The sequence below is a fragment of the Enterococcus sp. AMC1157 genome, from assembly GCF_058216555.1.
Map to the genome: position 1 here is coordinate 212,476 of NZ_CM177099.1, position 13,695 is coordinate 226,170.

The 13,695-nt window shown below is 35.0% G+C and carries 14 protein-coding genes; 11 read left to right on the plus strand and 3 right to left on the minus strand.

What is annotated here, in order from left to right:
• Positions 1-4: 4 nt before the first annotated feature.
• A complete protein-coding gene (locus AC4BBX_RS01075; RefSeq protein ID WP_490454639.1) occupies positions 5-499 on the plus strand; it encodes a dihydrofolate reductase in 495 nt (164 codons plus the stop codon).
• Between the two features lie 23 nt (positions 500-522).
• On the opposite strand, the gene trhA is transcribed toward AC4BBX_RS01075, so the two are convergent.
• Positions 523-1,176 (minus strand): PAQR family membrane homeostasis protein TrhA, encoded by a 654-nt coding sequence (trhA, locus tag AC4BBX_RS01080; RefSeq protein WP_490454640.1) that lies wholly within the window; start codon positions 1,174-1,176, stop codon positions 523-525.
• Between the two features lie 128 nt (positions 1,177-1,304).
• Between trhA and AC4BBX_RS01085 the strand changes: the two genes are divergently transcribed.
• From AC4BBX_RS01085 to AC4BBX_RS01120, 8 genes are all read left to right on the plus strand, one after another.
• Positions 1,305-2,147, plus strand: coding sequence for a DegV family protein (locus tag AC4BBX_RS01085; RefSeq protein WP_490454641.1), 843 nt, complete (start codon positions 1,305-1,307; stop codon positions 2,145-2,147).
• A 193-nt stretch (positions 2,148-2,340) separates the two neighbouring features.
• On the plus strand, positions 2,341-3,213 hold the full coding sequence (locus AC4BBX_RS01090; protein ID WP_490454642.1) for an SGNH/GDSL hydrolase family protein: 873 nt from the start codon (positions 2,341-2,343) through the stop codon (positions 3,211-3,213).
• A gap of 236 nt (positions 3,214-3,449) precedes the next feature.
• Positions 3,450-4,100: a YpmS family protein gene (locus AC4BBX_RS01095; RefSeq protein WP_490454643.1), complete on the plus strand. Its 651-nt coding sequence runs from the start codon at positions 3,450-3,452 to the stop codon at positions 4,098-4,100.
• Positions 4,101-4,138: 38 nt separating this feature from the next.
• A complete protein-coding gene (gene msrA / locus AC4BBX_RS01100) occupies positions 4,139-4,645 on the plus strand; it encodes a peptide-methionine (S)-S-oxide reductase MsrA (RefSeq protein WP_490454644.1) in 507 nt (168 codons plus the stop codon).
• A gap of 4 nt (positions 4,646-4,649) precedes the next feature.
• A complete protein-coding gene (locus AC4BBX_RS01105) occupies positions 4,650-4,871 on the plus strand; it encodes a YozE family protein (RefSeq protein ID WP_490454645.1) in 222 nt (73 codons plus the stop codon).
• A gap of 99 nt (positions 4,872-4,970) precedes the next feature.
• Positions 4,971-6,386, plus strand: coding sequence for a S41 family peptidase (locus tag AC4BBX_RS01110; RefSeq protein ID WP_490454646.1), 1,416 nt, complete (start codon positions 4,971-4,973; stop codon positions 6,384-6,386).
• A gap of 5 nt (positions 6,387-6,391) precedes the next feature.
• Positions 6,392-6,958: a signal peptidase I gene (gene lepB, locus AC4BBX_RS01115; protein ID WP_490454647.1), complete on the plus strand. Its 567-nt coding sequence runs from the start codon at positions 6,392-6,394 to the stop codon at positions 6,956-6,958.
• Between the two features lie 167 nt (positions 6,959-7,125).
• Positions 7,126-8,691 carry an alpha-amylase family glycosyl hydrolase gene (locus AC4BBX_RS01120; protein WP_490454648.1) on the plus strand — a complete coding sequence of 522 codons (1,566 nt, stop codon included), beginning with the start codon at positions 7,126-7,128 and terminating at the stop codon, positions 8,689-8,691.
• A 108-nt stretch (positions 8,692-8,799) separates the two neighbouring features.
• Here AC4BBX_RS01120 and rnhB read toward each other — a convergent pair whose 3' ends face one another.
• A complete protein-coding gene (gene rnhB / locus AC4BBX_RS01125) occupies positions 8,800-9,567 on the minus strand; it encodes a ribonuclease HII (protein ID WP_490455734.1) in 768 nt (255 codons plus the stop codon).
• Positions 9,557-10,414, minus strand: a complete 858-nt coding sequence (gene ylqF / locus AC4BBX_RS01130; RefSeq protein WP_490454649.1) for a ribosome biogenesis GTPase YlqF — start codon at positions 10,412-10,414, stop codon at positions 9,557-9,559. Before ylqF ends, rnhB begins: the two co-directional genes overlap by 11 nt.
• A gap of 148 nt (positions 10,415-10,562) precedes the next feature.
• Between ylqF and dprA the strand changes: the two genes are divergently transcribed.
• On the plus strand, positions 10,563-11,441 hold the full coding sequence (gene dprA, locus AC4BBX_RS01135) for a DNA-processing protein DprA (protein WP_490454650.1): 879 nt from the start codon (positions 10,563-10,565) through the stop codon (positions 11,439-11,441).
• Positions 11,442-11,575: 134 nt separating this feature from the next.
• Positions 11,576-13,654 (plus strand): type I DNA topoisomerase, encoded by a 2,079-nt coding sequence (gene topA / locus AC4BBX_RS01140; protein WP_490454651.1) that lies wholly within the window; start codon positions 11,576-11,578, stop codon positions 13,652-13,654.
• The last annotated feature ends 41 nt before the right edge of the window (positions 13,655-13,695 follow it).

Sequence of the window (13,695 nt, forward strand, 5' to 3'; positions counted from 1 at the left end):
CTCTATGCTAGCTGCTATTTGGGCTCAAGATGAGTCTGGATTAATTGGAAAAGATGCCCAACTTCCTTGGCATTTACCAGCTGATTTGCGTTATTTTAAAGAAAAAACTTTACATCATACAATTGTCATGGGAAGAAAAACTTTTGAAGGAATGGGTGGTCGTCCGTTACCCAATCGAAAAACAATTGTTTTAACTCGAGATAAAAATTACCAAAATGAACAAATCTTAGTGATGCACTCAAAAGAAGATGTGCTTTCCTACGCTGAACAGCAAGAAGATATTGTTTGGATTACTGGGGGATCGCTTATCTATCGCGAATTTATTCCGTATTGTGAAGAGTTGTATCGGACGGTAATTGAAGGAAACTTTCAAGGAGATACGTATTTTCCAGAGATTGATTGGCATGACTGGAAACTAGTAGACTCACAATCGGGGATAGTCGATGAAAAAAATAGCCATTTCCATCGTTTTGAACGATATCAAAAAACACTTAACTGATTAGTCAGCTAAGTGTTTTTTGTTTAAGTGTAAAATAAAATTGAAAAGTACATTAGTCCAGCACCTAACATTACAAAAATATGCCAAACGACATGCATAAAGCGAATATTTTTAATGCTATAGAAATACGCTCCTACTGTGTAAGCGACACCTCCGCCGGCCAATAAAGAAGTACCCATAATTCCTAATGAACGAATCAAAGGGACAAAAGCTATCACACATAACCAACCCATCACAATGTAAATTACAGTAGAGACTTGCGAGATGGTTTCTTTGCGGTGTAAAGTAATCGATTTGTAAACCACACCACCAATTGCTAAGGTCCAAATGAGTCCGAATAAGGTCCAACCTAACCATCCTTTAATACTTAACAAACAAAAGGGTGTATAACTTCCAGCAATCAATAAAAAGATGGAAGAGTGGTCAAAAACCCGGAAAACAATTTTGGCTTTAGTAAAAATTAAACTATGAAAAAGTGTCGAAAATAAAAATAAAAGAATCAAGGTTGATCCATAAATTGCGTAAGAAACGATATGCATCGCAGAACCCAACCTCGCGCCTTTTACAAGTAAAATTACCAAACCGGCAATGCTTAAGCCTAGTCCAATTCCGTGTGTAACTGCATTGAGTACTTCGTTAACAATATTGTATTTACGTGTAAATTTGGAAGTTTCCATAAAGCGACCTCTTTTCGTTTGGAAATAGATGAAAAATCAATTTCTGTCTGTTATACTAATTATAAGAATTGATTTTATGTTATTCTAACACAAATCATAGACAGTTTTAAAGAGAGAGTGGAAGAAGAATGGGAAAACTTAAGATAGTTACTGATTCATCATGTACAATGAAACAAAGCGTTAAAGAGGCGTTAGATATACACGTAGTGCCATTATCAGTTATGATAGATGGTGTTGTATATCCGGATGACGAAAATTTAACAGGTGAAAGTTTTATGGATATGATGTCACGATCCAAAGAACTACCAAAAACAAGTCAACCACCAATTGGGGAATTTGCTCAACTTTATGATGAACTAGGCAAAGATGGTAGTGAAGTGTTATCGATTCATATGACAAAAGCGTTAAGCGGTACCGTGGAAGCTGCTAGACAAGCTAGTAATCTTTCTAAAAGTGAAGTGACTGTGTTTGAAACAGACTTTACGGATCAAGCGTTATCCTTTGCTGTGATTCGAGCGGCAGAAATGGCTCAAGAAGGTAAATCTGCTAAAGAAGTTTTAGAAGTCATTAAGAAACTATTAAGCAACACAAAATTATTTATTGGTCTATCTACGCTAGAAAATCTTGTTAAAGGTGGTAGAATTAGCCGAGCAACTGGTTTAATTTCTAGTTTTTTAAATATGCGCGTAATCATGGAATTAAAGAATGCAGAATTGCTTCCAATTGTTAAAGGACGAGGAACAAAAACTTTTAATAAATGGTTTGATGAATTAAAAAATGAATTAAAAAGTAATCCTCAAATCAAACAAATTGGCATTTCATACGCAGGTGGATTAGAACAAGCTGAGAAATTTAAACGAGAATTACAAGATATTTACCCTAAAATGGATATTAACCTATTGCATACCACACCAATTATTGCTACACATACAGGTGAAGGTGCTTTTGCGATTATGTATTATTCTGAATAGATTTTAGTAAGAAAACACTAAAGCTATCGCGTGAATCCCTATAAGGAAGCGATAGCTTTTTTTGAATCTTGAGATAAGAAATTTTATGGTAAAAGTTAGCGGAATCAATATATTTTGAACTCTATAAAAAAAACTATATAATTCAATCAGCACTAATAACAAATATATAAAACTTTATAAAGAAGGAGTAGACATGAAAACTAAACAAATCACTTTATCAATAATAGGTGTATTTTTATTGTCTTTATTTTTCTTTTTCATCTTTCAAATAAGTTTTCCAAAAGCAACTTCTCGGCTAGAAACAGAGGTAGCTACAACCACTCAGAGTCAGCAAAAAGAAACAATTCGTTTTACTGCTCTAGGAGATTCCTTAACAGAAGGTATTGGGGATGAATCTGGTCAAGGTGGTTTTGTACCGATGGTTGCTAATTCTTTACAAGAAGAATTTAAATTAAGAACAGTGGAAATTGAGAATTTTGGTGTGACAGGAAATCGTAGCGAACAAATTTTGAAACGACTGAAAGAGCAGGAAGATTTAAGAAATAACATTAGTACTTCAGATATTATTACTTTAACCGTAGGCGGTAATGATTTGATGCGTGTTGTTCAAAGAAATATTTTTGGTTTATCTATTAAAACCTTTGAAAAACCCTTGGCTAAATATCAAGAACAATTAACCGAACTTTTAGAGGAAATTCGAACATTAAATCCAGAAGCTCCAATCTATGTTGTTGGGATTTATAATCCATTTTATGTCAATTTTCCTGAAATTACTGATATGCAGACCATTGTTAATAATTGGAACACTGGAACGGAAGAGATTATTTCTGAACAATCAAATACCTATTTTATTCCAGTTAATCAAGTAATTACTGCCGGCTTGGTCAATGAGGTAGAGGATGAAGACATTCAAGAAGGAACTGGAAATGACTTAAACGTTGTTAAAAATACTGCGCTTTATGAAAAAGATCATTTTCACCCGAATCATTTAGGTTACCAATTGATGGCAAGAGTAATTAAAGATGAAATTTCACGTACACAAACAGAATGGTTGCTTGAAAATTGATTCGTTTGCATTACAAATTTGATGTCTTGAAATTAAGAATAACTGGTTACTGTTCACAGCAAACTTGATGCTTCACTGCGAGAGAGGCTTGCTTAGGTCAGCCCGGAACCGCTATAAGTCTGTAGACTCCAGTTGGTCCCTCGATTGACAAAAGCAGAATTCGTTGTGTAGTGTAGCGAATGGATTAAAAAAGTAGCTGTGAATAGGAACATTTACTTAGATGTGGAGGAAAAAAGATGGAAAAGAATACTAAATCTTTTGGGAAAAATGTGCTACAATACTTTTCAAAAGCGAATAAATGGAAAATTGCTTTTTTCGCAGTAATCGCATTTGTTCTTGCAGGAAGTGCCTTTATTTTTTCGAGAATAACAGAAGAAAGAGAATTGATCCAAAATGAAATTCCCCCTTTAGTTGAAAGAGAAGGGCAACCCGTTTTAAATATTCGAAGCAACAAGGAACAAATTAATTCGTTGATTGATTTTTACTTGGATGAATACCAAAAAGATTCAGAAATCACCTATGATTTTATCTTACAAAACGAAGCACTATTAACAGGTGAGTTTAAAATTTTAGGATTTCCAGTGACCTTCTATCTTTATTTTGATCCCTATGTGATGGACGATGGAAATATTCAATTACGAGCGAAAAGTTTGTCGATTGGTACATTAGGTGTTCCAATAAAAGAAGTCATGAAAATGATTCAACGAAACGCTAGTCTACCAGAATGGATCGAAATCGAGCCAGATGAAGAACGGGTCTTTATTCGTTTAGATCAATTTCGAATGCAAAACGGTCTTTTCATCAAAGCTGATCGAATTAATCTAGTTGATGATGAGATTCAAGTGAGCTTATATTTACCTGAGAGGTCAGAAACCTCCGAAGAATAAAGATACAGTGAATAGAACTATAACGAGGAGTGATTGGGATGGAAAGAGCGATTTTTGCAGGAGGTTGTTTTTGGTGTATGGTGCAACCTTTTGACGAACAACCAGGAATCAAATCAGTACTATCAGGCTATACAGCAGGACACGTAGAAAATCCTACCTATGAACAAGTATGCAGTGGAACGACAGGACATACAGAAGCAATAGAAATAATTTTTGATCCAGAAGTGATTTCTTTTAAAGACTTGGTTGAAATTTACTGGCAACAAACAGATCCAACAGATGCCTTTGGTCAATTCCAAGACCGTGGAGATAATTATCGTCCAGTCATCTTCTATTTTAATGAGGAACAAAAAAAGGTAGCTGAAGAAAGTAAACAAGCTTTACAAGATTCTGGTCGCTTTGATAAAGAGATTGTCACAACTATTGAACCATCAGAAACTTTTTATCCTGCGGAGTTGTATCATCAAGATTATTATAAGAAAAATCCTGCAAATTTTGCACGAAATCATGCTTTGCGTGACTCTTTCTTAAAAGAGAAATGGTGAGAGCATGAGAAGAAGTTTTTACCAATATTTGATGACATTAAAGGGACCAAGTTATCTAGATGAAGAACAAATCTTTGCAACCCATGCTAGTCATGATATTCAATTCCCTAAACATTCAGATGATTACGAGGATATTTCAAGTTACTTAGAATTGAATGTGGATTATTTGGAAAATATGGATCTATTTGATGCAATTTGGCAAAAGTATCTAGAAAATAATCAATAATTGATAACAAATTCTGAAGCCTAAAAGAAAGTCTTTTGAGGCTTCTTTTTGTTGTGGTATGATGGTAACTAGAAAAACGATATATAGAAGGAGAGAGCCATGGATAAAAGACAAGTACCATTTCATCAATATCTTATTTCGTTGATTTGTGTGGCAGTCATCTCTGGAGGTGCAGTGTATACTGCAATGAATGAACCAATTCTTGTTAGAGAAACTGAAGAAACAAATGATGAATTAGAAAAAATACATGCTTTGTATGAATCCTTACAAAGCAATTATTATACAGAAGTTGATAAAGATCAGTTAGTTGAAGGTGCCTTAAGAGGAATGACAGAGGCTTTAGACGATCCGTATACTACTTACCTAGGAAAAGATGAAGCTCAGGAGTTGGCACAGTCTTTATCAGATAGCTTCGAAGGAATTGGTGCAACTTTAACAATGGTAGATAAACTTCCAGAAGTCGCACAAGCACCAATTAAAGATAGTCCAGCTGAAAAAGCAGGTTTGCATTTGCATGACAAAATTTTAAAAGTTGATGGCGAAGAAACAACTGGAAAAACATTAAATGAAATTGTTTTAACGATCCGTGGCGAAAAGGGAACCGACGTAACTTTAACCATTGAACGGAATTCAGAAGTTTTTGATGTGACAATTACTCGAGGCAAAATTCCGATTGCTTCCTTGCATTCAGAATTAGATGACGCTCATAAAATTGGTAAAATTCAAATTAGCAGTTTTAATGAAAGTACAGCAAAAGAATTGCAACAAGCTATTACTGATTTGAGAGAAGCAGGAGCCAATTCATTTTCTATTGATTTGCGCCAAAACCCTGGTGGTTATTTAAATCAAGTAGAAATTATGGCAAGTATGTTCTTAGAAGATGGAAAAACGATTGTCCAATTTTCAAATCAAGATGAAATTATCGGAAAAAGCGAAGCCTCTACAGAACTAGACGGTGGCTTCAAAGTTACGGAACCAGTAGTAGTTTTAGTTGATGGAGGAAGTGCTTCTGCCTCAGAAATTTTTGCGGCAGCCTTAAAAGAATCTGGGAATATTCCAATAATTGGTACACGAACTTTCGGAAAAGGTACTGTACAATCAGTTAATGGTTTTGGCGATCAAAGTGAAATTAAAATGACCGTTCAAAAATGGCTGACACCGGATGGAGAATGGGTAAATGATGGAGGGCTAGAACCTTCAATTGAAGTTGATTTCCCTGATTATGCTTATTTAGCCCCTCTGCCCAAAGATCGGATCTTTAAAGAAGGAGACGAAGCAGATTCTATTGAAACATTGAATACTTTTTTAGGTGTTTTAGGATATGAGGTTGAAGGTAATCAATACACAGAAGCAACTAGATTAGCAGTTCAAGAGTTTCAAACAAAAGAAGAATTGACGGTCACAGGTGAAGTAGATGCTGAAACAGCACTTAGAATTGAGCGTGCAATTACAGAACACTTACGAGAAACTGACCAAATGTATGACAAAGCTGTTGAAGTACTGACGGAAGAATGAATAAGATGAAAATAGAAGAGCGCACTTGGACAAAAGAAAAAATTTTTGAAACATTATGGATGATTGTAAAATACAGTTTCGTTGCTGGAACCTTAACATTGTTAATCCGTGGCTTTCTCTTAATTCCATTACCAGTGGAGGGAAATTCCATGGAGGAGACATTGAGCCAAGGAGATATGGTTGTTGTCGAGAAGATGTCAGCCATTAAAAGATTTGATATTGTTGTCTTTCAATTAGCTGATGGCACAACTTATATTAAACGAGTAATTGGTTTACCTGGCGAATCGGTTAGTTATCAAGATGATCAGTTGTTTATTAATGGAGAAATTGTTGTTGAACCCTTTTTAGAGGAGAAAATTGCAGAGAATGAGGATACGATTCCAGTTACTGCTGATTTTCAATTTGAGGAATTAATGGGTGTAGAAAAGTTAGGAAAAGATAGTTATTTTGTTATTGGCGACAATCGAAGAGCTTCAAAAGATAGTCGTTCATTTGGTGCAATTTCTGTAGATGATATCTTTGGTATTGCCCGTTTGGTTTATTACCCATTTCCTCATATAAAATTTATTTAAAAAATGTTGCTAGAAAACTGTTCGGTTTTCTAGCAACATTTTTTATTAAATTTTATTTTTTTGATGAATGATTTACGCAATCTAAAGTTTTTAATGCAACTTTTATGCAAGCGATTTCGTTAAAGCGGTAAGTATGTTATTCTAAAATTAAAGAAAGGGGAGTTATAATGAAAAAATGGCTAGTTATATTATCTTTATTTAGTTTACTAACATTGACTGCTTGCCAATCATCAACTCAGGATGATTTTCAAGTAGAGGATTCTGATTTACATCGTAATTTTTACCAAATTTTTGTAGGAAGTTTTTACGATAGTAATCAAGACGGCTTGGGAGATTTGGCTGGAATTACCGAGAAATTAGATTACTTAAATACAGGAGATGAAGAATCTACGGAAGATTTAAAAATTAATGGTCTTTGGTTGACTCCAATTATGCCATCACCTAGTTATCATAAATATGATGTTGTTGATTACTACGAAATTGATCCTGAATTTGGTACGATGGAAGATTTTGAAACCTTAATTGACGAAGCGGATCAACGAGATATTGGAATCATTATTGATTTGGTTGTTAATCATTCTTCTAGTGAACATCCTTGGTTTCAAAGTGCTTTAGCTAGCTTTGAAGAAGATGCAACGGAAGAAGAATTAAAGTATCGTGATTATTATAATTTTTCACAAGAAGCACAGACTGGCTACACCAAATTAGCCAATGGCTGGTATTATGAAAGTCGTTTTTGGTCAGGGATGCCAGATTTAAATTTAGCCAACCCTGAAGTTAGAGATGAAATTAAAGATATTTCTGAATTTTGGTTAGACAAGGGAGTTGCTGGTTTTAGATTAGATGCAACCAGTCACTTTTTTGAAAATGATACCGAAAAAAATGTTGAATTTTTAGACTGGTTTTCTACGATGGTTAAAGAGTATGATGAACAGGCTTATTTAGTTGGAGAAGCATGGGAATCAAATGATATCATTGAAGCTTTTTATGCAAGTGGAATTGATAGTTTCTTTAACTTTCCGATGTCTCAAGGAAGTGGTTTAGGTGATATTAGTGAAACAGTTAAATCACAAGATGGCAAACGTTTAGGATTAAAAGCTACACAATGGAATGAAATAATTAAAGCTCAAAATCCTGATGCTATCGATGCGGTTTTCTTAGCGAATCATGATAATAATCGATCGGCAGAACTATTTGATACGCTTGAACAAAAGAAAATGGCAGCAAGTGCGTATTTACTATTACCAGGAAATCCTTTTATTTATTACGGAGAAGAAATTGGGATGACTGGGAGTGGGATTGATGAAAATAAACGCTTGCCAATGATGTTTAATGTATCAGAAGAAGGACAACCAAATCCACCAGCAAATGCAACAGTTTCCAGTGAAACAGATGGTGGCACGGTGGAAGAACAGTTAGCGAATCCAGATTCTTTACTAAGTTGGTATCAGCGATTGTTACGCATTAAAGCTAACCATCCTTTGATTGGACGAGGGGAAGTTCAACTGATTCCGACCAATCCTCGTAGTTTAACTGCTTTAAGTTATACTCACGAAGAACATGAAGTATTAGTGATTCACAATTTTTCACAAAACGATACTGTAACTTTCGATTTACCTGAATCGTATGAAAAGTTAACCATTGTCGATCAATTATCTATCAATGGCGAGGAAGGAACAATCAATAATCAAACAGTGACAGTTCCTCCTTATTCTACATTGATAGTTAAGTAAATCTAGTTATTTACGATAGTATTAAAATAGGTTGCAATTAAAAGAAACCTCCAAATTTTCCTTATAAAAAGGAGAACTTGGAGGTTTTTTATCTAGGCTTTTAGTATTTTACAGATAGTTTTTAACAGGAGCAAAAGTTAGCCGATGAATGGGGGTAATTCCATAATCTTTTAAACCATCCAAATGAAGTTTTGTACCATATCCAGCATTTTTATTAAATCCATAATGAGGATATTGTTCATGGTATTCTTTCATTAATTCATCCCGATAAACTTTAGCAATAATGCTCGCAGCAGCAATTGAATTGGAACGAGCATCCCCTTTGATTAGTTTTTCTTGAGGAATTGCTAAATCTAGATTCATTGCATCAATCAATAAGTAATCTGGTTGAACATTCAAGTTAGCGACAGCTTGCATCATAGCTACTTTACTTGCTTGATAAATGTTGATTTTGTCAATTTCTGCCGGAGAAACAATACCAATACCTATACTTAAAGCTTGTTTTTTTATTGATTCAGCTAATTGATTTCTTTTTTGTTCTGAAAGCTGTTTTGAATCATTTAAGCCTAAAATTTCGATATCTTTTGGTAAAATAACAGCGGCTGAAACCACTGGACCTGCTAATGGACCACGACCGACTTCATCAATGCCTGCAATAAATTGATAACCATTTTGATAGCCTGCCAATTCAAACTCTTGCATCTCTAAAAATTTTTCTTTTAGAGCCATTTCTTTAGCAAAACGCTTTTCTAACTGTAGGAGAAGTTTTTGTACTCCCTGACGATTATCTTGTCGCAATGTTTGGATATAGGGATCTTCCAGAGTAGAAATATCTGCTAATTTTAGTTTAATGGCAGCGATGGATTCACTCTTCATCATTTAGACCTTCTTCGTACCGATCTAAGGTATAACGACCTAGTTTTCCTTGGCGAATATCATAGATTACTCGCTCGCTTCCTCGTTGATAATCATCGCGGAAACCTTGCTTTTCAGTAATACGCATTAACAAATCAGGAGCTAACAAAGTCATCTCATCATCGGTTAGTTGATAGCGATTTTGTAATTGACTAGGATAGTAGCGAGCAAAAAAATCTAATCCATAAATTGCAATGTCATCAAGATGTAGAAGCTGGTCTTTAATTGCACCGGTTAGCGCTAGTTTTCTGCCGATTTCTTGATCTTCAAATTTGGGCCATAAAATTCCTGGAGTATCTAAAAGCTCCAAATCATTTCCGTAGCGTAGCCATTGTTGTCCTTTTGTCACACCAGGTTTATTTCCAGTCTGAGCGACTTTTTTCCCTGCTAAGCGATTTAATAAAGTAGACTTACCAACATTGGGAATACCAATAACCATCGCACGAATTGCTCGAGGTTTTAAGCCACGAGTACGGTCTCTTTCAATCTTTTCTTTTAATGCTTCTTTACACTTAGGAACAATATTTTTTACTCCTTTATTGTCTTGAGCGTTGATTGCTAACACAAAATATCCCTTGCTTGTAAAATAATTTTCCCAATGTTTTGTTTGTTGTGGGTCACTTAAATCGGCTTTATTGATTAAAACTAAGCGAGGCTTTTGTTGTAAAATTTGATCTAGCATTGGGTTTCGTGAGGAAATAGGTAAACGTCCATCGACTAATTCAAAAACAATATCGACGAATTTTAATTTCTCACTCACTTCTCTACGGGCTTTTGCCATATGCCCGGGGAACCATTGAATGGCCATGATGTTCACTCCTTGTTTATAACTGATTTATCTATAAGTTAAGACAATAATACACAGTTTACATCATATACGTTTTTGAGAATTGACTCAAGTTTTTAATGTAAAAAAGTCTTTTTTGCGTATTTTAAATAGAAAAGGAGGAGAAGTTATGGACATTCATTCATTAAGTAGCTTAGAAAAGTTAATTTTTAAATTAACTTACTGTAAAGGTATTGGAATAAGTGGGAAATGGAAAATCGTTGCTTTCTCAGAAAAGACTGGGAAAAGTCTTTTTACAGTTGATGAAATGATTCGAATTGCTGGCATTCAGAAACATCAAGATAATTTTCGAGAAAGTTGGTCTAGAATAGATCCTAAATGGTTGGATGAACAAATCAAAGAGCAACAATTTATCACTTGGCGTTCTTCAAAGTATCCAAAAGAATTTGAACATCTTTATCAAGCCCCTTTAATTTTATTTTATCTTGGAGACATTGATCTTTTAAAGAAAAATAAACTTGCTGTTGTAGGAGCTAGAGATGCTTCTGTTTATGCTGGACAAATTTTGCATAAATTTATTCCACAAATTGTTGCTCGGCAATTTGTCTTAATCAGCGGTTTAGCAAGAGGCGTGGATCAATATACCCATGAAATGACGATTCGTGCTGGCGGCAAAACGATTGGAGTCATTGGTTGTGGTTTAGATACATGTTATCCAAGAGAAGTGGGTTATTTGTTTATTGAAATGATTAAAAACCATTTAATTTTAAGTGAGTACCCTAAAGGAACTCCAATACTTAGACACCATTTTCCGATGCGTAACCGGATTATTGCAGGACTTTCAATGGGGACTTGTGTGATTGAAGCCAAGGAAAGAAGTGGCTCTTTGATCACGGCACAGTTAGCCTTGGAATATGGTAGGGAAGTATTTGCTATACCTGGAGATATTATTAATGAACGTTCAAATGGTTGTCATCGTTTAATCCAAGATGGAGCAAAATGCGTCTATTCTATTCAAGATATTTTAGAAGAATTACCTGAGTTTTGATTTGTTTTTCGCTAAATTTTTAATCGCGGTTCTTGACAAACGAATTTCTAATGGATATGATAAGCTACGATTTGTTGTTATCAAACAGGCATATTATATAGTAGGAAAATTTTTTGGGAAGGAGCCATTTATGCATGGCCTATAAATATTTGGTGATTGTAGAATCACCAGCGAAAGCAAAAACGATTGAGAAGTATCTTGGTCGTAATTATAAAGTAGTTGCTAGTGTAGGACATATTCGTGATCTACCTAAAAGTAAAATGGGGATTGATGTAGAAAATAATTATGAACCTCATTATATTTCGATTCGTGGTAAAGGCGATGTAATCAAAGGTCTACGTTCTGCAGCTAAAAAAGCAGAAAAAGTTTACCTCGCAAGTGACCCGGATAGAGAAGGGGAAGCCATTGCCTGGCATTTAGCACATTTATTAGGATTAGACTTAACTGAAAAAAATCGAGTAGTCTTTAATGAAATTACCAAAGATGCGGTTAAAGCAGCCTTTAAGGAACCTCGAACAATTGATGTAGATTTAGTGGATGCCCAACAAGCACGACGCGTATTGGATCGATTGGTAGGTTATTCTATTAGTCCGATTTTATGGCGTAAAGTGAAAAAAGGTTTGAGTGCTGGCCGTGTTCAATCAGTCGCATTAAAAATTATTATTGACCGAGAAAAAGAAATCCGTAACTTTAAGCCAGAAGAATACTGGAGTATTGACGGAAACTTTAAAAAAGGTCGTAAAAAGTTTAAGGCAAACTTCTGGGGTGTGGATGGAAAAAAGAAAAAATTACCTAATGCCGAAAGTGTCAAAGAAGTTACTCAGAGAATCACAGGAAAAGAATATGAAGTAAAAAATGTTGAAAAGAAAGAACGTAAACGTAATCCGGCAGCACCTTTTACAACAAGTAGCTTACAACAAGAAGCAGCTCGTAAACTGAATTTCCGTACGAGAAAGACCATGATGGTAGCCCAACAATTGTATGAAGGAATTGCTTTGGGTCGTCAAGGAACAGTCGGTCTGATTACCTATATGCGTACCGATTCCAAGCGTATTTCAGATACAGCCAAAGCAGAAGTTACAGATTATATCGATTCAACCTTTGGTAAGGAATTTGCGGCTCATGGCGGTAAAAAGCTAAAAAATGCTCAAGGTGCCCAAGATGCTCATGAGGCGATTCGTCCAACAAGTGCTTTGCGAACACCAGATGAAATGAAAAAATTCCTAGACAAAGATCAATTAAAACTTTATACGTTGATTTGGTCTCGTTTTGTTGCTAGTCAAATGACCCCAGCAATTTTAGACACAATGAAAGTGACCTTAGATCAAAATGGTGTTCGTTTTATTGCGAACGGATCAAAAATAAAATTTAAAGGTTTTATGCAGGTTTACGTGGAAGGTCGCGATGATGGTAAGGAAGACAAAGAAAACATTCTGCCTGATTTAGAAGTTGGTGAAATTGTTGAGTCAGTTGATATTGAACCAAAACAACATTTCACGCAACCACCAGCGCGTTTTAGTGAAGCGACATTAATTCGAACACTGGAAGAAAACGGTGTGGGTCGTCCATCAACCTATGCGCCAACTATAGAAACCATTCAACGACGTTATTATGTGAAATTAGCTCAAAAACGATTCGAACCAACTGAATTGGGTGAAATTGTTAATACATTGATTGAAGATTTCTTCCCACAAATTGTTGATGTACATTTTACAGCGGAAATGGAAAATAATTTAGATGAAGTCGAAGATGGAAAAGAAGAGTGGATCAAAGTGGTTGATCAATTTTATCGTCCATTTGTAAAAGAATTAGAGAATGCCGAAGAAAAAATTGAAAAAATTCAAATTAAAGATGAACCAGCTGGATTTGATTGCGACCTATGTGGTCATCCGATGGTGATTAAATTAGGTAGATATGGTAAATTTTATGCCTGCAGTAATTTTCCTGATTGTCGTAATACTAAACCAATTGTAAAAGAAATTGGAGTACCTTGTCCGATTTGTCATAAAGGTCAAGTAATTGAAAGAAAATCTAAGAAAAATCGTATTTTCTATGGTTGTGATCGTTATCCAGAATGTGAATTTACTTCTTGGGATAGACCAGTTGGACGTAATTGTCCAAAATGTGACCACTATTTGGTAGAGAAAAAAGTCAAAGGTGGAAAACAAATAATTTGTCCTAATGGTGACTACGAAGAAAATATACAAAAATAAACCAGAAACAATCCTGTCTTCAATTGATTAGTCAATTTGTT

Coding starts and splice junctions, on each gene's coding strand:
- AC4BBX_RS01090 (WP_490454642.1), top strand. CDS start 2,341: ATGAAAACTAAACAAATCACTTTATCAATAATAGGTGTATTTTTATTG.
- msrA (WP_490454644.1), top strand. CDS start 4,139: ATGGAAAGAGCGATTTTTGCAGGAGGTTGTTTTTGGTGTATGGTGCAA.
- dprA (WP_490454650.1), top strand. CDS start 10,563: ATGGACATTCATTCATTAAGTAGCTTAGAAAAGTTAATTTTTAAATTA.
- AC4BBX_RS01105 (WP_490454645.1), top strand. CDS start 4,650: ATGAGAAGAAGTTTTTACCAATATTTGATGACATTAAAGGGACCAAGT.
- AC4BBX_RS01120 (WP_490454648.1), top strand. CDS start 7,126: ATGAAAAAATGGCTAGTTATATTATCTTTATTTAGTTTACTAACATTG.
- lepB (WP_490454647.1), top strand. CDS start 6,392: ATGAAAATAGAAGAGCGCACTTGGACAAAAGAAAAAATTTTTGAAACA.
- topA (WP_490454651.1), top strand. CDS start 11,576: ATGGCCTATAAATATTTGGTGATTGTAGAATCACCAGCGAAAGCAAAA.
- AC4BBX_RS01110 (WP_490454646.1), top strand. CDS start 4,971: ATGGATAAAAGACAAGTACCATTTCATCAATATCTTATTTCGTTGATT.
- AC4BBX_RS01085 (WP_490454641.1), top strand. CDS start 1,305: ATGGGAAAACTTAAGATAGTTACTGATTCATCATGTACAATGAAACAA.
- rnhB (WP_490455734.1), bottom strand. CDS start 9,567: ATGAAGAGTGAATCCATCGCTGCCATTAAACTAAAATTAGCAGATATT.
- trhA (WP_490454640.1), bottom strand. CDS start 1,176: ATGGAAACTTCCAAATTTACACGTAAATACAATATTGTTAACGAAGTA.
- ylqF (WP_490454649.1), bottom strand. CDS start 10,414: ATGGCCATTCAATGGTTCCCCGGGCATATGGCAAAAGCCCGTAGAGAA.
- AC4BBX_RS01075 (WP_490454639.1), top strand. CDS start 5: ATGCTAGCTGCTATTTGGGCTCAAGATGAGTCTGGATTAATTGGAAAA.
- AC4BBX_RS01095 (WP_490454643.1), top strand. CDS start 3,450: ATGGAAAAGAATACTAAATCTTTTGGGAAAAATGTGCTACAATACTTT.